We start from the raw sequence: 16,414 nt of genomic DNA on the forward strand, positions 1-16,414 counted from the left end.
TTTCTGACAGGGAGTATTTGTTGAAACCGGCGGGTTCCCGCCGTTGCATGGCTGCCCGGCACAGCGCGCCTTGCTGCGGCGCAATATTTCCAGTAAAAGACAAGCAACTTGACTGAGGTCAGTCTGCCGTGGGGGGCCAAACCGCGGCCCAAGACCTGCCAAACACACGCTAGATATGTTGGAGCCCGCCTTGACCGGACGAGCCGAGGCCGTTGCGCCTGTTCAATCGACAAGACTCGATGCTGCGCGCATCAAGACCGAACTCCTTGCCGGCCTGACCGTTGCACTTGCATTGGTGCCGGAAGCCGTTGCTTTCGCTTTTGTGGCGGGCGTCAATCCACTGGTTGGCCTCTATGCCGCTTTTTTTGTCGGTCTGATCACAGCCTGCATCGGCGGCCGCCCGGGCATGATCTCCGGCGCAACCGGCGCGCTTGCCGTCGTGATGGTCTCGCTTGTTGCCCAACATGGAGTTGAATACCTCTTCGCCACCGTCGTGTTAATGGGGATCATTCAGATCGCCGTTGGCGTATTGCGCTGGGGCAAGTTCATCCGCATGGTGCCGCACCCGGTCATGCTCGGATTCGTCAACGGCCTTGCCATCGTGATTTTCCTTGCCCAGCTCGGCCAGTTCAAGGTTCCGGACGGTGCCGGCGGCCAGGAATGGATGACCGGCTCGCAGCTCTATCTGATGCTTGGCCTGATCGCGTTGACCATGGCTGTGATTTACCTGCTCCCCAGATTTACAAAGGCGTTTCCAGCACCACTTGCGGGCATTCTCGTTGTTTCCGGCCTGGTCCTGGGCCTTGGCCTGGACACCCGTTCAGTTGGCGATCTTGCGTCCATTGCCGGCGGCTTGCCGACGTTCCACATTCCGATGGTCCCGCTGAACCTTGAAACGCTACAGATCATTTTGCCCTATGCGATCATTCTCGCCGCGATTGGCCTGATTGAATCCCTTCTGACGCTGAACCTCGTTGCGGACATGACCAACACCAAGGGCGGTGCCTCTAAGGAATGTGTTGCTCAAGGGACGGCAAACATCGTCACCGGCTTCTTCGGCGGCATGGGTGGTTGTGCCATGATCGGCCAGTCGATGATCAACGTGAAATCCGGCGCCCGCACCCGGATTTCCGGTATCGCTGCGGCGCTGTTCCTCTTGTCCTTTATCGTGGTTGCCTCTTCCCTGATCGAGCAGATCCCGGTTGCCGCGCTGGTCGGCGTCATGTTCATGGTGGTCATCGGCACCTTCGCCTGGACCAGCTTGAAGATCATGCATAAGATCCCGCTGACCGACGCGTTGGTGATGATCATCGTCACGGGCGTAACTGTTTATGCCGACCTTGCCGTCGCGGTGGTTGTCGGCGTGATCATCTCAGCCCTCGCCTATGCCTGGAATGCAGCAAGCCGCATCAACGCGAAAATCGGCAAGAGCAAGGAAGGCTGGAAGGTCTACCGCCTTGAAGGCCCGCTGTTCTTTGGTTCCACGACCGGATTTGTAGACCTCTTCGATCCGCAGAACGATCCGGAAGATGTGGTTGTCGACTTCATGGACAGCCGCGTTGTCGACCATTCGGGCCTGGAAGCAATCGATGCGCTGGCTTCCAAATATCTGGCGGCTGGCAAGCGCCTGCACCTGCGTCACCTGTCGCCTGACTGTCAGAGGCTTTTGAACAAGGCTGGCAATCTGGTTGAGGTCTCCGTCCTGGAAGACCCGGACTACGAAATCGCTGTCGATTACGGCCACACGTTCGACACGCCTGAAAAAGCAAAATAAGAAACATTGCTTCGGGCTGGCGAGCGGTCCACCTGAATAGTTAGACAGAAACCCCGCACGGTCATTGACCTTGCGGGGTTTCTTGATTCTAACTCAGTGAGACAAGCAGCATGCAAACAAGAAAGACAAACCAGCACAGTGTCTCACGCCAAAAAGTTTCGCATAACACCGGCCCTGACGACTGTCTTGGGTCTGTTCGTTCTTTTGACAGCCGGCGCCGTCCTTATTGTCCAGGCCGTCATTTCCAGAGACGTCGTGCGGGAGTTGGGTGGAGAGCTCATCGACAATGGCATGGACGGTCTGGAAGCTGCGGTCGCCGAACAGCTTTATGCGATCCGAAAGACTGCACGGTACACAGCGCGCGCGCTCGACATGGGGACGCTCAGTTTTGATGACACCGACAAGGCCGAGCAGTACCTCTTCGGATCTCTGGCTCCGCTGGATTTTGTGTCATTCTCGCTGCTGATTGACGCCAATGGCGCGGGGCTTATGGTCGACCGCGGCCCCGGCGATGGCACGCTCTTGTCCGAGACGTTTTCGGTGAACTTGGACGAACCGCTTGTTGCCCCGATCTTCAACCGGGCGCGCTCAACCTACTCCTCGTTCTGGAGCAAACCGATCTTCCTTCCTGAACGCGACAACACGTACCTGCTATATGTCAAACCGCTTCACGAGGCGGATGAGTATCTCGGCAGTATCATCCTCGGAATGTCCCTTTACCGGATGTCGGACATCACCCGGTACCTCTCGGACGACGACGTTACCGTCTTCCTGATGGAAGTGGGCACCACCGAGATCATTGCCCACCCAGGTCTCAACCATCATTTTGCAGATCTCAGCCCCGACAACATTCTGGTGGATGTCAACGATGTGCCCGATCCCTTTCTCGCCGGTTTTTCTGAACTCAGGCAGATCGGCAACCGGACCTACGATCTGAACCCGCGCGACACGCTGTACTCCGGTTATGACGAGAACGGTGAAAAGCGGTTTCTCGTCCTAGAGGATGAAAATCGACGGTTCCGGGGGTTGCCCGTGCGCATCGGCGTTCATTTTCCGGCGGATTTTCTGGAGCATTCCATAAATCAGCTGTCGAGCGCTGCGCTCACCGGCCTTGGCCTGCTTGGGATTTCGCTGCTGGGGTCGGGTCTCCTTGCACGCCGGATCTCGGTGCCTGTCAAAAGGGCGTCCGTCGCGGCAAAGGATGTTGCGGACTTGAACCTTGGGAAGGTGGAGGACTTGCCGCCAAGCACAATCCGCGAACTCGACGATCTTTCAAAAGGCTTCAATTCCATGGTCGCGGGCCTCAAGGCCTTTAACCGGTACGTTCCAACGAGTCTGGTCAAACGCCTTCTGCAGGAAGGCCGGACCGAAACGCCTCCGGAAGAGCGCGAGGTTGCGGTGCTCTTCACCGATATCGCGGGCTATACATCGCTCTCTGAGGGACTATCAGCGAGCGAAACCGCCAAATTTATCAACCACCACCTGTCCTTGATCGGGGCAGAGATCAAGAAACAAAACGGCACGATCGACAAATACATCGGCGATGCGGTGATGGCCTTCTGGGGTGCGCCGGAAACGCTCGACAATCCGGCAGGAGCGGCTGCCACTGCGGCCGTCGGCATTGCCGCCGCGATCCGTCAGGACAACTTGGAACGCGTCGAGCGCGGCGAAAAACCCGTGCGCATTCGCATCGGACTTCATATCGGCCCATTGGTTGTCGGCGACATCGGCGCGCCGGAGCGGGTTAATTACACGGTGATCGGCGATACGGTAAACATCGCCGCCCGCCTTGAAAGCCTCGGCAAAGAAATCGATCCGAACGCGGATGTGATTATCACGGCGTCTGAAGAAGTTGCAGCTTCGCTTTCGGACAACCTTGACCTTGAACCTATTGGACCGCACAAGGTAAAAGGCCGGGACGAACCGGTGACCGTTCTGCGGATCCTCCCGTAAGCTCAACATAGATTTCTAAAGCTCGTTTTGATGTCAGAATTTCAGTCGTACGTTCTATGCACCTCTCCTCGAAGCGGAAGTACTCTGCTTTGTAAAATGCTCGCCGAGACCGGTGTTGCAGGCCACCCGAAGTCTTATTTTCACAAACCGAATCTTGGAGAATGGGCGTCTGATCTCGGCGTCTCCCGCCCAGCTGGAATGAGCGAGTTGGAGTACCTGAGGCTCTTGATTCATACCGCGATCGAACAAGGAGCCGCGAACAAAGGTCTGTTCGGACTGCGGCTCCAGCGGCACAGCTTCGACTTCTTCTTCCGCCAACTCCGCACTCTTTGCCAAGATGAACCAACGGACAAGGCCCGTTTTGAGGCCGTGTTTGGCCGCACACTGTTCGTTCACCTCACACGACCGGACAAGCTCTCCCAGGCGGTTTCTTTCGTCAAAGCACAACAAAGCGGCCTATGGCACAGGGCCGCCGACGGCTCGGAGCTAGAACGTCTCTCTCCTCCTGCAGATCCAGTCTATGATTTTGCGGCATTGAAAGACTGCCGCGATCAATTCATTCAATTCGATCGGGATTGGAACGACTGGTTTGCCGAGCAGGCTATTGAGCCGCTTCGCCTGTCCTACGACGATCTGTGTGCCGGCCCACAAACCGAACTCAAAAGGGTTTTGACCGCCCTGAACCTTCCGCCATCCGCGGCAGATCCTGTCCAGCCAGGTGTTGCCAAACTCGCAGACAGCATTAACGCGGACTGGATCAAGAGGTTTCAGGACCAGTCTGCTACAGGCTCCTAAAGCTGGGTCAGCCGGACCAGCTTAACAGCAGACCCAAGTAACCGAATGAAGACGCTGCGGAAGTCATTTTTCTTGACCGCTGCCGAACCCGCGCGTTTACTTCCAATTGCGCCTGTCACCTCAGGTTAAATCCGCTCGTTTTTGAGGCGGCCAGGCACAGGCGCTTAGGGAGGAAAAGCATGACAGTCAGACCTGATCCGACGTTTTATGCGTCGCCGAAAATCGCCATGGAAGCCCCTGCGGAAACGCTCGCTTTCACTTTGATGCTGAGCCCGGATTTTTCGCAGCCCGATGGTCTGGCAGTCGTTGATGTCGATCCGAAGTCAAAGACTTACGGACAAATTCTGCACTCCGTCATGATGCCCAACACGGGCGATGAATTTCACCATTTCGGTTGGAACGCCTGTTCCTCCGCCCTCTCCCCTTTGACAGGACATGCGTTCCTGGAGCGCCGATATCTGATTATTCCCGGCATCCGGTCGAGCCGGATTTACGTGATTGATGTCAAGGAGCCGCTCAAGGCCAAGATCCACAAGATCATCGAGCCGGAAGAAGTCTTTGAAAAGACAGGTTACTCCCGCCCACATACCATCCATTGCGGTCCGGAAGGTATATACGTCTCTACCCTTGGCGGCGGCGGTGAGGACGGAACGGATGGGCCTCCCGGCATTTTCATCATGGATTGCCAAACATTCGAAATCATCGGCCGGTATGAGATCGAACGCGGCATCCAGGATAAACACTATGATTTCTGGTGGAACCTGCCGCGCGACTACATGGTCTCATCCGAATGGGCCCTGCCGCCACAGTTCGAAAACGGCATTGTTCCGGAAGATCTTCTCAGCAACAAATACGGCCACAAGATTCACTTCTGGGATCTGCGCGGCCGGAAAAACATCCAGACGATTGATCTGGGTGAAAACCATCAAATGGCGCTGGAAATCCGCCCTGCGCATGATCCAGTCAAGCAGTATGGCTTTGTTGGTGTCGTCGTCGACACGACCAATCTGGAAGGTGCTATTTTCACCTGGTGGCGGAACGACGATGGGACGTTTGAAGCCAAGAAAACAATCACCATTGCGCCTCAACCGGCCGATGCCGAAGAACTGCCACCATTGCTGGCCGGGTTCGGCGCGGTTCCGGCCCTGGTGACCGATATCGATCTCAGCCTGGATGACAAGTACCTTTACGTCTCTTGCTGGGGCCAGGGCGAAATGCACCAGTATGACGTCTCCGACCCCATGAACCCGAAACTGGCCGGCAAGGTCGAGATTGGCGGGATCGTCAAGAAAACCAAACATCCCAGCGGCAAGGATTTCGGCTACGGCCCGCAGATGGTCGAGATCAGCCGCGACGGAAAGCGGGTCTTCTGGACCAATTCGCTCTACTCCACCTGGGATGACCAGTTCTATCCAGGCGAACGGGGTGCGGCGATGGTCGTTGCCCACGTTCAGGAAGGCGGCGGACTGGAGCTTGATCCTGACTTCTACGTCGAGTTCCCGAAAGGCTACCGCAGCCACCAGATCCGGCTTGAGGGCGGGGACTGCTCAACGGACAGCTTCTGCTATCCGTCTGTCTAGAGTGGGTCGCATTTAATCGGTTTCATTTGACCGAGACGATTTTTGTTTCTGGCGAGGCGTGGTCCGCGCGGTGGTGCGGGGTACCATAAGCGGACCACAACAAAGCCAGAGGCAAAAATTGTCCGGCCCGAAGGGTTAGCTTACTGAGCCCATCGGCCGCGTTGCGACGTTTGCCCGGCCAACCAGGCCGCGCTCCACGACGCGCCTTGCCGAATGAACTCAGTAAGCTCATCAAATGAACTCGATTAAACGCGACCCGCTCTGGAGACCGAACTTGTCAGACTTCATGACCTCGGCGGCAGGCCTTTGGCTCGTCGTTGTGGCTTCAGGCATTTATCACGGCATCAATCCCGGTATGGGCTGGCCCCTTGCCGTATCCGCAGCGCTGTTTGAAGGCCAGCGGACGGCCCTGCTCCGTGCGCTCGCAGCACTCGGCTTCGGCCACCTGCTCGCCATGCTCGGCATTCTTTTGCCCTTTGCGGCGATGTTTGTGCTGGTCGAGTATCAACGGGAAATCAGAATTGGCGCTTCGGGTCTCGTGATCGCGGCCGGGCTCTACCTCGTTATCAACCGGCGCCACCCCCGCTTCTTGTCCCGGGTCAAACCGTCCCGCCTTGCGCTCTGGTCGTTTCTGGTTGCCATGGCGCATGGGGCGGGACTGATGCTTGTCCCGATCTATCTGGGTCTGTGCGGGCCGGGCGGTCCGGGACCCGATTATGGTGCGCCTGTTCAGCTCATGAGTTTCAACATCGGCATTGCCCTTGGCGTCGCCGTTCTTCACACCGCAGCGATGATCCTCTCGGGCGGCGCTGTCGCTTACGCGGTCTACCGTATTCTGGGGCTGAAATTCGTCTCCCAGAGCTGGTTCAATCTGGATGTGGTCTGGGCCCTCAGCCTCATCCTGGTCGGCGGCATCGGATTGTGGGCGGCGCTTTGAAGGAGCACCGCCCGTCCGTTTTCATGAGCCTGTCTGTTACCGCACCAAAATGTTCTTGAATTGCCAGGGGTCACTGGTGTCGAGGTCTTCGGGGTAAAAGCCCGGACGGCCATCAAGCGGGGTCCAGTCGGTGTAGTAGCCTTTCACTGGCCCCAGATATGGCTTCTGGATTTCCAGGCAGCGCTTGTAATCCATCTCGTCTGTTTCAACGATCCCGGCTTCCGGGTTTTCCAGCGCCCAGACCATACCGGCGAGAACCGCTGATGTGACCTGCAGACCGGTCGCGTTCTGGTACGGCGCCAGCTTGCGGGTTTCTTCAACGGACAATTGGGAACCGTACCAATAGGCGTTCTTCTTGTGCCCATAGAGAAGGACACCCAACTCATCAATGCCGTCCTGGATTTCGCTTTCATCGAGGACGTGCAGTTTTTCCTGGATCTTGCCTGCCGATCCGAAGAGCTCATGCAACGACAGAACCGCAACATTTGCCGGATGATAGGCATAGTGACAGGTCGGGCGGTATTTCAGCTTCTTGCCGCCCTCCAGCGTGAAGTAGTCCGCGATCGAAATCGCCTCGTTGTGGGTTACAAGGAAGCCGTATTGCGGGCCAGGTGTCGGGCACCAGGTACGCACCCGGGTACTGGCTCCTGGCTGCTCCAGATAGATCGCAGCCCGGCAGCCCTTCTTGTGCTCCTTGGCGTTCTTTGGCTTCCAGGTTTCGTGTGTCCCCCAGCCGAGTTCTGCCGGCTGGAACCCTTCTGACAGGAAGCCCTCCACCGACCAGGTGTTCCAGAACTCGTCCATCGGCTTGGGCTCTTTTGCGCGCTGGGTATCGCGCTCGGCGATATGGATGCCCTTGACGCCGACCTTTTTCATCAACTTCGCCCAGTCCTTCTGGCTGGACGGTTCATCGAACTTGACACCGGTATCTGTCGCAATATCGATGAGCGCCTGCTTGACGAACCAGGACACCATGCCGGGGTTGGCACCGCAGCACGACACAGCCGTGGTTCCGCCAGGGTTCTTCTTCTTTTCCTTGCGGACCGTCTCACGAAGCGCGTAGTTCGTCCGGTCGGCGGCCTTCGCCGTGTCGTCGAAGTAAAAGCCGGGCCAGGGCTCGACGACTGTATCGATGTAGAGCACACCAAGGTTGCGGCATAACTTCATGAGGTCGAGGGAGGACGTGTCGACCGACAGGTTTACAACAAATCCCTGTCCCTCGCCTTCGGTCAGCAAAGGCGTCAGCACTTCCTCGTAATTTTCCGGGGTTAGCCCTACTTTCTGGAACTTGTAACCCTTGTCCGTCACCAGTTTGGCATCGGTATCGACCGGGTCAATTACGGTGAACCGGGACTTGTCGAATTTGAAGTGACGCTCGATCAACGGCAGTGTCCCCTTGCCGATCGACCCGAGACCGATCATCACAAGCGGACCCGTGATCGTGCCATGGACCGGCCACGACTTGCTCGCGGCTGCTTTCGCAGGCGCTTTGCGGGTCACAGGCTTTTTTGCAGGCGTTTTGCCATGTGTCGTTTTCGCGGCTGCCGTTTTCGCGGCTGAACTTTTGGCCGCTGTAGCGGTTTTGGCTGCAGCGGCTGGTTTGGTCGCCGCAGACTTATGAGCGGCCGGTTTTGTCGTCGCTGTCTTGGTCGCTTGGGGTTTCTTGGGAGCCGCCTTCGAAGCAGCCGGTTTGGCGGCTGCGGGTTTTGCAGCAGAAGCCTTTGCCGATGCAGCGGTTTTGGATGCTGCAGCTGGCTTCGCTGTCGCAGGCTTGGCAGCGGCTGACTTAGCAGGGGTTGACGTGGCTGCCGCCTTGGCGGCAGACGCCCTTGTCGCCGCTGTTTTAGTGGCAGCTGGTTTAGAGGCAGCTTTGGACGCCGCGGGTTTGCGTGCTGTAGAGGCAGCTGCCGGCTTCGCGGCGGCTGTTGTCTTACTCGCAGAAGCTTTGGTGCGGGACGTTCTCGAACCGGACGCACTCCCGGTGGTCGTTTTCGCTGCAGCCGGTTTGCGGCGGGTTGCCGGTTTCGCTGCTGCGGTTTTTGGTGCGTCGCCCTTCGGGTCGTCTGTCATATTCCAAAGCTCCATTCATTGTCCGGTCCGCTGCTGTGAATGCATGTTCGCGCCCGGTAATTCTTGTTTCCCCTCACACAAAAAGCGCACTGATTGCGCCCTATTGTAGGCATGACAATTTTTGCCCGGAAGCGCAAGACCTCCGGGCAAATTTTCAATTCAACTGAGTGTAGTTATGCGAGCTTGGAAAGCACAAGACCATCGCCGGCGTCGGAAAAGGACGAGATGGGATCGAGGACACCGGCTGCACACAGTGTTCCTTCCAATCCGGCCAAATGACCAGGTGCAATCTCAAGCCCAAGAAAGCGGCGATAGTCCACCGGTCCCGGCAGCGTTACATCCTCCAGCAGACCAGCGGCAAAGCCAAAGCGCTCGTAGTAGCGTAGATCCCCAACGAGCAGGACTGAACCATGACCATGAAGGGCCGCCTGGTTGAGCGCATGCCGCATCAACCGGTCGCCGACTTTCAGGCCGCGGCACTCAGGGTCCACTGCAAGGGGCCCAAGCAGAAGAGACTGGTGCGCCCAGCGGTCTGCCACGGCCCACAGGCGCACAGTGCCAACAACCTTCCCGCTAGCGTCAAGCGCTGTGAAGGCGAACACCGGAAGACGGCCTTCTCTCAGGCGTTCCGATGTCTTCAAATGGCGATCGAGGCCGAAACTCAGGTCGAGCAACGCCTCGCGGGCACAGACATGCGCCTGCACCTCGTCAACAATATCGATCATGGCTTTGCGTCAGATGACGTAGGAGGCCAGCGGCGCGAAGCCGTTGAACCCAACCGAGGAATAGGTCGTGGTGTAGGCACCACAGGCTTCGATCAGGACCTTGTCTCCAATCGACAGGCTCACCGGCAGTTCATAAGGCGTCTTTTCGTAAAGAACATCGACGCTGTCGCAGGTCGGACCGGCCAGCACACAAGGCGCCGTACGATCGCCGTCACGTGGGGTCTTGATCGGATACCGTATGGCTTCGTCCATTGTTTCGGCCAGACCGTGGAACTTGCCGATGTCCAGATAAACCCAGCGGACTTCATCCGTTTCGGATTTCCTGGAAATCAGAACGACTTCCGCTTCGATCAAACCAGCATTGCCGACCATCCCGCGGCCGGGCTCAATGATGGTCGACGGCAAACGGTTGCCGAAGTGCTTGGACAGAGCCTGGAAAATGGCTTCGCCGTACCGCGGCACACCCGGCACGTCTTTCAGATAACGGGTCGGGAAGCCCCCACCCATGTTGACCATTTTCAGTTCGATGCCGCGCAGCGCCATTTCCCGGAAGACACCTGCCGCCATGGCGAGAGCGAAATCCCAGGCTTGGAGGTTGGCTTGCTGGGAGCCGACGTGGAAGGAGACACCATAGGCTTCGAGACCGAGGCGGTGGGCGTGCTCAAGGACGTCGGGCGCCATTTGAGGGTCGCAGCCGAATTTGCGGGAGAGCGGCCACTCGGCACCAACGCCGTCACACAGGACACGGCAGAAGACGCGAGATCCAGGCGCGACCCGCGCGATTTTTTCGACTTCTTCGACGCAATCGACGGCGAAGAGACGGACACCGAATTCAAAGGCACGCGCAATGTCCCGCTCCTTCTTGATTGTGTTGCCATAGGAAATGCGGGACGCATCGGCACCGGTTGCCAGAACCATTTCGATTTCGCCGACAGAGGCGCAGTCGAAGGAAGAACCGAGGCTTTCCAGGAGGTTCAGGATTTCAGGCGCCGGGTTGGCTTTCACCGCATAATAAACGGACGTGTCCGGCAGGGACCGGGCAAAGGCTTCGAAATTGTCACGGACGATGTCAAGATCGACAACAACGCATGGACCATCCTCGTCGCGTCGGCGGAGGAATTCGCGGATACGTTCGCTCATGGGGATTACCCCTTTCCAATGTCTGGCTGCAGCCGCCTTTAAAAATCGCTGTTAGGCGCTGCAGTTTCACGTCGCAGGGTGCCAAAGATGCAAGCGCGCCACCCCCGGGATGGAACCGGAGGGCGTACAAGGAGCTTCAGCGACGGTTGGGCCATGCAGCACCGTGGTATGGATGCGCAAAGCTTTCCCGCGTCGGGAATGCCGTTGATTGGATCGGGAGAAACCGAACCGCACGTCGGGCAAGGATGTAACAAGTGCCTCTTCTGTTACCCCGGAGGTTGGAAACCCCGGCAGAGACCAAAAGGGCCCTCTTACGTCGTTGCTTTAAGCCGTCCGGATTGACTGCCCCGCCCCTTGGCGGTGTTTCTTGGCAGCTACCCCTTAAGAGATTTCATCGAAATCCCATGAACGACCACGGGCACGTGCGAATTTGGGCAGGGGGTGTATGACCCGATTTGCCCCCTTGCGCAACAGGAAATTTTTGCAGGGCTGATTTTTGGTGAATGCAATTCAGGCGTCAGCCAGCCGTGTACAGCCGCGCCCAGCATTTTTGGCCATGTACAGCGCCTCATCGGCTTTTCTGATCATATTTTCTGCATCGGTCGCAACCGGAGCTTTTTTCTCCGAAATTCCGATACTTACGGAAACCCTGAGCCCCCCGACCTCAATTCCAGATAATTTTTCATGGATCCGGTCGGCGCGTTTTGCTGCATCTGTTATCCCGGTGTCCGGCAATAAAACAATGAATTCCTCTCCGCCATACCGTGCCGCCACATCGCCGGTCCTGCACGACTTCTGCAAGAGTCCTCCGAACTCTCTCAGCACCATATCGCCCCGCTGATGCCCATACTCATCATTGATTGTCTTGAAATGATCAATATCGATAAGAAGCACCGAGACTGCACGATCAGCCCGGTTGGCCTGTGACAACAGCATGCCAAATTGTTCGGTCAACTCACGCCGGTTCAAAAGCCCGGTTAGCGCATCCCGTTTGGCGAGGTTGGCAAGAGATTCGGCCTGATCCTGCAGCTTTTCCCGTGTCTCTATCAGCTCATCATACAGTTTGGAGCGGTTCGTCGCATCGAAAAGCGCCCAATAATGATGCCCGGTTCCTGTCGTATCCTGTTTTACGGAAATCAGCACGGGCACACGCTCCTCATCGGCTGTTTGCACCATGACCTGGAGCTCTTGGCACACGCCTTCTTGCAACAACATTGGGTACAAATAACTGTCGAACAGGATCAGGCTCGATCTCGTGAATAGCGCGCTCAACCCTTCGGCTGAAATAACATCGGGGTCGTGGCCGTATTCATTCAAGACGAAGGAATTTGCGTAAAGAACCCGCCGGTCTTCATCCGTGACGAGCAGACCGCAATTGAACAGGTCAAGGTCAGGCGGCGGAAACAAAGGTGATTACCTCACGCACGACGTCCCTTGGGTGTGTCATGTGAAGACAATGCCCGTCCGCTTCGACGATGCGCAGGTCGGCGTCCAGCATATTTTGTTGGATGAACGCCCCGATCTCCGGCGCTGCGAGACTGTCCCGAGCGCTTTGTAAGACCAACGCGGGGGCCTTGGAACGCGACAAGTCTTGCCTGTTGTCGGCGAAGAAAGTCGCCATGGCAAAATTCTTGGCCAGAACTGGATCGGTTGAACAAAAACTGTCGTTCAACTCTTGAACAAGATCGTTCGGATTTGTTTGTCCCATGACCAGCGGCGCGAGGTATCCGGCCCATCCAATATAGTTCTTGTGCATGAGGCTGATCAATTCCTCCAAGTCAGCCCTTTCAAAACCGCCATGATAGCCGGGTGGGTCGTTCAAAAAGCACGGTGAAGGACAAACCATCACCAATTTTGAAATAAGCTCCGGTCGAGAAATGCTGGCCAAAAGCCCGATCATTGAACTCACCGAATGGCCGATAAGAACCGTGTCCTTTAGCCCAAGTGCGTCATGGATTTCGACGACGTCCTCCGCGTAACCGTCCAAAGACGCGTATCGGTCCCTGTCATAAAACGAAACGTCTGACTGACCGGACCCGCAATAATCGAACAGGACAACCCGGTGATCCTTTGCGAGATCACCTTCCACGAAACGCCACATGTTTTGATCACAACCAAAGCCATGCGCCAAGACAAGCGTGGTGTCACCACTGCCGGTCATGCGCACGTTGTTGCGTCGCATAATGTGGTCTTCAGTCAGCATGGGCACCTTTTGACTATCGTGGACTGTGTGTTCGTCATCTGACATCCTCACTGGACGCTGATTATTTGACTAGTCCTGAAATTAAGAAAGCACTACCGGGCTCCCCTAACACCGCGCTTTCCCGAGTGAGACAGCAGAGTTTTTCAACTCTTGCGACAAAAAGGTTCCAGAAGGTCTTTTCTCGACACAAATCGCAATGACCAAACAACCAATCACAAAGCGAGTGGTTGCTGCGGATCGTCTAAGCGTTATTTGAACTGACGAGCTCCCTAAACACGGAGTGTGTCCGGACTGTTTGCCGGAGATCGAGAAGAGAGGGTGAAAAATGGCATTAGCTGGTTACTTCAAGTCGACAGTCACAGGCGCCACGATTTCTGCAGGTCTTGTAATTTCTGCAGCAGCGCAAGCAGAGCCGCATCGCTATGAGCTCGATCCGGAACACACAACGATCGCGTTCATGGTGGACCATCTGGGATATGCGGACACGCTCGGTGTCTTTCTGGAATTTGAGGGCAGCTTCACCTATGACATGGACACCCAGAAACTGAGCGATCTGAAGGTCACGGTTCAAACGGCAAGCGTTGAGAGCTTCAACGAAGCCCGTGACAATCATGTGCTGAACAAGGATTTTCTGGACGTTGCCAACCATCCGGTGATGACCTTCACTGCTAACGGCGGCACACCGGCCGATGACACATCCGGCGTCGTGGAGGGTGAGTTGACCCTGCTTGGCAAAACCCAGCCTCTGAAGCTGGATGTCACCCTCAACAAGGCCGCCAAATATCCGTTTGGACATGGCCGTTTCACGCTTGGCATCAGCGCCCAAGGCGTGGTCAAGCGTAGCGCCTTCGGCATGACCTATGCCGTTGAAAACGGTTTCGTTGGAGATGACGTCCAGGTGATCATCGAAACGGAAGCCTGGCGAATCGACTAAGCTCCGGACTTGAAGCGTGTCGCGTTTCATTGAATTCAGGCTGCTTCAGGTTTCGCATACGCGGCAAAGCAGAGTGGCAGCGAAACCTGAAGCAGTTTAAACGCGATTTGCTCTAAATAGCTTTCTCCATCAATGGCTTGAGCGCCGGGTGAATATCCGGGCTCTCTTGCTGGATAAAGCGCAGCAAGGCCTTCTCGTTCTCGTGAAGAACACCGTCGCGGCCAATCCGGTCGACAAGCCACTGAGCCTCATCCTCGGTCACCACCTCATTCACAGCAATCCCGGCTGCCATAGCAGCTCCTTTTGCGGCAAACGGATCCGGCTGGTCAGAGTAGGCATCGCGGATCCCGCTGACACCGCCGCCGAACATGGATTTAAAAAACCCTGAAATGCCGCCATCAAAGCCACCGGGGCTGTTGATCCAATCTTCGCGCGCCAGCGCGACCTCTCGCGGCGGCGGCGCAAAACCGGACAGCGCCATCAGATAGTTGGCAACCGCCTTGGCAAACAGCTCTGACCAGGCCGGGGCGTTATCCGCTTCGCTGGTGGCATCATTCAGATCGAACAGGATTTCAGCTTCCGCCTTGGATATGGCGATGCCCCCACAGCCTGCTCCAGCATAAAGAACGCGCCGGAGGATCTCCACTTCCGCATCTAAGATCACGCCTGGGGTCAGGGTTGCACCAGAGCGGGTTGCGCCCTGTCCTGAAATGACGGAATCGGCCACAAACTTCAGAGCGGACTGTTCCAGGAACCGGGGGGCCTGGCGCGCCTTTTCCAGGACATGCAGCACTGCATCAAGCTCCGTGCGGCTGCAGACATGGCCATTCGCAGTGATCTCACCGATCAACCAGTGGGCATTTTCATCAGAAACGTACCCTTGAGGGTTTGCCTGATGGACGAGGATATCGCCGATCGCCTCAGGAAACAGCTCGAACCACGTTTCCGGCATCGCGATACCAGCATTGTTCAGCCGGAAGAGACCCGCGCCTTCTTCCAGCGTGACATGCATGTCGCCATAGATGTACCGGCGCAGCGTAATGACATCATCTTCTGAAAACTGACCGTCCGAAATCTTGACGTCCAGAAATTCACCCAAGCCCGGCTTTGCCATTGTGTCCCCCATCGATCTGGCACCGCACTATCTGCCAGCAACCTTGAAGATAGGGTTACGCAGGGTACAGCTTGTTGGCAAAAAAGGGAGCCGCGCGGGCGGCTCCCTCTCTGTATCCGGGTTCCAGGGACGGGGGGATTGGACCCGGTCAGCTTCCTTGAGGCGGGCGCAGGAAGCTGTTTCTTGAGGCTTAGCTCCGGTCGCGGTGCTTGCCGTGCTTACCCTTGTGACTGCGTTTGAAGTCGGACTTGGTAATCACACCATCGCCGTTCCGGTCCACCCGGCTCAGCATCTTCGACAAGGCCTGTTCCTGCTCTGCGGCCGTTATGCCCAGGCTGCCATCAGCATCTGCGCGCTGGAACATGTTGACGATGCGGGCATCATTCATGGCCAGCCACAGCGGCCCAAAGTCCTCCAGGGTGAAAGAGCCGCTGCCGTTGGTGTCGGCCAGCGCGAACAGTTCCGCACGTTTGGCGTCAAACTCCTCGCGGGTGACAGAGCCGGTGCCGTCTGTGTCAAAGACCGCCATGAACATGCCGGCCGGACCACCGCGGCCTCCATGCGCATGGCGCTTGCCATGCTCGCCTCGCTTGCCGGCCTCGGCCTTCTTGCCGCCGCCGTCATGACCTCGTTTGCCGCCGCGCACCTTCTCAACGACACCGTTGCCGTCCCGGTCCAGCCGGTTGAACATCCGGTTGGCCGCGCGATCCGCCTCGGCCTGGGTCACAATGCCGTCACCATCCCGGTCGAGACGCTGGAAGACGCGGACCATGCGGTCATTGGAGCGCTCCATGAAAGCAGCCTGGAACTCTTCCAGGCTGATCTCGCCGTCACCGTTGGTGTCTGCTGCCGTAAAATCGGCCGTGCGGACCTCCTCGATCTCAGCCTGGGTGATGGCGCCATCTTTATCGACGTCGAAGCGCTCGAAAATCCGGTTGGCCATACGGCGGCCGCCGCGCGGACCATGACCATACTCATATCCGCCGCGTTCACCCATATGCGCCAAGCTCTGCTCGGCTGTTGCCTGGTTGTTTTGCCCCCCGCCCGCGTTTGCCGTGCCGGACTGGGCGTAGGCGGGCAGGCCCGCGGTGAGTGCGGTGCCGGCAACACTTGCGGCCAGGGCAGCGATTGCAATCGTCTTGAACGGTTTCATTCCAACAACTCCTTGGTTCGTTGATGAGCTCAAGGT

13 protein-coding genes are annotated in these 16,414 nt (G+C 57.2%); 6 read left to right on the forward strand and 7 right to left on the reverse strand.

All coding sequences use genetic code 11. The features are described 5' to 3' along the window. The first annotated feature begins 175 nt into the window (after window positions 1–175). The 5 genes from ACVDG4_RS08005 (at window position 176) to ACVDG4_RS08025 (ending at window position 7,039) form a co-directional block, all read left to right on the forward strand. Window positions 176–1,774: a SulP family inorganic anion transporter gene (locus ACVDG4_RS08005; RefSeq protein WP_447234645.1), complete on the forward strand. Its 1,599-nt coding sequence runs from the start codon at window positions 176–178 to the stop codon at window positions 1,772–1,774. A gap of 138 nt (window positions 1,775–1,912) precedes the next feature. After that, window positions 1,913–3,727 carry an adenylate/guanylate cyclase domain-containing protein gene (locus ACVDG4_RS08010; RefSeq protein WP_447234646.1) on the forward strand — a complete coding sequence of 605 codons (1,815 nt, stop codon included), beginning with the start codon at window positions 1,913–1,915 and terminating at the stop codon, window positions 3,725–3,727. A 30-nt stretch (window positions 3,728–3,757) separates the two neighbouring features. Continuing rightward, window positions 3,758–4,522, forward strand: coding sequence for a Stf0 family sulfotransferase (locus ACVDG4_RS08015; RefSeq protein ID WP_447234647.1), 765 nt, complete (start codon window positions 3,758–3,760; stop codon window positions 4,520–4,522). 179 nt (window positions 4,523–4,701) lie between these two features. Beyond that, window positions 4,702–6,102 carry a selenium-binding protein SBP56-related protein gene (locus ACVDG4_RS08020; protein WP_447234648.1) on the forward strand — a complete coding sequence of 467 codons (1,401 nt, stop codon included), beginning with the start codon at window positions 4,702–4,704 and terminating at the stop codon, window positions 6,100–6,102. Window positions 6,103–6,376: 274 nt separating this feature from the next. Continuing rightward, on the forward strand, window positions 6,377–7,039 hold the full coding sequence (locus ACVDG4_RS08025; protein WP_447234649.1) for a hypothetical protein: 663 nt from the start codon (window positions 6,377–6,379) through the stop codon (window positions 7,037–7,039). Window positions 7,040–7,075: 36 nt separating this feature from the next. Here the strand turns inward: ACVDG4_RS08025 and ACVDG4_RS08030 are convergent, their stop codons facing one another. The 5 genes from ACVDG4_RS08030 to ACVDG4_RS08050 all read right to left on the reverse strand — a co-directional run bounded on the left by ACVDG4_RS08030 (window position 7,076) and on the right by ACVDG4_RS08050 (window position 13,177). Next, complete coding sequence (locus ACVDG4_RS08030) at window positions 7,076–8,461, reverse strand: homospermidine synthase (protein ID WP_447235099.1); 1,386 nt, start codon at window positions 8,459–8,461, stop codon at window positions 7,076–7,078. A gap of 821 nt (window positions 8,462–9,282) precedes the next feature. Further along, complete coding sequence (locus ACVDG4_RS08035) at window positions 9,283–9,834, reverse strand: GNAT family N-acetyltransferase (protein WP_447234650.1); 552 nt, start codon at window positions 9,832–9,834, stop codon at window positions 9,283–9,285. A gap of 9 nt (window positions 9,835–9,843) precedes the next feature. Beyond that, window positions 9,844–10,974, reverse strand: coding sequence for a type III PLP-dependent enzyme (locus ACVDG4_RS08040; protein WP_447234651.1), 1,131 nt, complete (start codon window positions 10,972–10,974; stop codon window positions 9,844–9,846). Between the two features lie 510 nt (window positions 10,975–11,484). Continuing rightward, on the reverse strand, window positions 11,485–12,381 hold the full coding sequence (locus ACVDG4_RS08045; protein WP_447234652.1) for a GGDEF domain-containing protein: 897 nt from the start codon (window positions 12,379–12,381) through the stop codon (window positions 11,485–11,487). Continuing rightward, window positions 12,365–13,177: an alpha/beta fold hydrolase gene (locus tag ACVDG4_RS08050; protein ID WP_447234653.1), complete on the reverse strand. Its 813-nt coding sequence runs from the start codon at window positions 13,175–13,177 to the stop codon at window positions 12,365–12,367. Before ACVDG4_RS08050 ends, ACVDG4_RS08045 begins: the two co-directional genes overlap by 17 nt. A 325-nt stretch (window positions 13,178–13,502) precedes the next feature. Here ACVDG4_RS08050 and ACVDG4_RS08055 point away from each other — a divergent pair, with 325 nt between their 5' ends. After that, a complete protein-coding gene (locus ACVDG4_RS08055; RefSeq protein ID WP_447234654.1) occupies window positions 13,503–14,111 on the forward strand; it encodes a YceI family protein in 609 nt (202 codons plus the stop codon). Window positions 14,112–14,223: 112 nt separating this feature from the next. Here ACVDG4_RS08055 and ACVDG4_RS08060 read toward each other — a convergent pair whose 3' ends face one another. Both ACVDG4_RS08060 and ACVDG4_RS08065 read right to left on the reverse strand, forming a co-directional pair. Then, window positions 14,224–15,225, reverse strand: coding sequence for a hypothetical protein (locus tag ACVDG4_RS08060; protein ID WP_447234655.1), 1,002 nt, complete (start codon window positions 15,223–15,225; stop codon window positions 14,224–14,226). Window positions 15,226–15,415: 190 nt separating this feature from the next. Next, entirely contained in the window at window positions 15,416–16,378 is a 963-nt protein-coding gene (locus ACVDG4_RS08065; protein ID WP_447234656.1) for an EF-hand domain-containing protein, read from the reverse strand. Window positions 16,379–16,414: the final 36 nt, after the last annotated feature.

It is taken from the genome of Roseibium sp. MB-4, assembly GCF_053005265.1.

Coding starts and splice junctions, on each gene's coding strand:
- ACVDG4_RS08035 (WP_447234650.1), bottom strand. CDS start 9,834: ATGATCGATATTGTTGACGAGGTGCAGGCGCATGTCTGTGCCCGCGAG.
- ACVDG4_RS08005 (WP_447234645.1), top strand. CDS start 176: ATGTTGGAGCCCGCCTTGACCGGACGAGCCGAGGCCGTTGCGCCTGTT.
- ACVDG4_RS08060 (WP_447234655.1), bottom strand. CDS start 15,225: ATGGCAAAGCCGGGCTTGGGTGAATTTCTGGACGTCAAGATTTCGGAC.
- ACVDG4_RS08015 (WP_447234647.1), top strand. CDS start 3,758: ATGTCAGAATTTCAGTCGTACGTTCTATGCACCTCTCCTCGAAGCGGA.
- ACVDG4_RS08030 (WP_447235099.1), bottom strand. CDS start 8,461: ATGATCGGTCTCGGGTCGATCGGCAAGGGGACACTGCCGTTGATCGAG.
- ACVDG4_RS08020 (WP_447234648.1), top strand. CDS start 4,702: ATGACAGTCAGACCTGATCCGACGTTTTATGCGTCGCCGAAAATCGCC.
- ACVDG4_RS08055 (WP_447234654.1), top strand. CDS start 13,503: ATGGCATTAGCTGGTTACTTCAAGTCGACAGTCACAGGCGCCACGATT.
- ACVDG4_RS08040 (WP_447234651.1), bottom strand. CDS start 10,974: ATGAGCGAACGTATCCGCGAATTCCTCCGCCGACGCGACGAGGATGGT.
- ACVDG4_RS08065 (WP_447234656.1), bottom strand. CDS start 16,378: ATGAAACCGTTCAAGACGATTGCAATCGCTGCCCTGGCCGCAAGTGTT.
- ACVDG4_RS08050 (WP_447234653.1), bottom strand. CDS start 13,177: ATGCTGACTGAAGACCACATTATGCGACGCAACAACGTGCGCATGACC.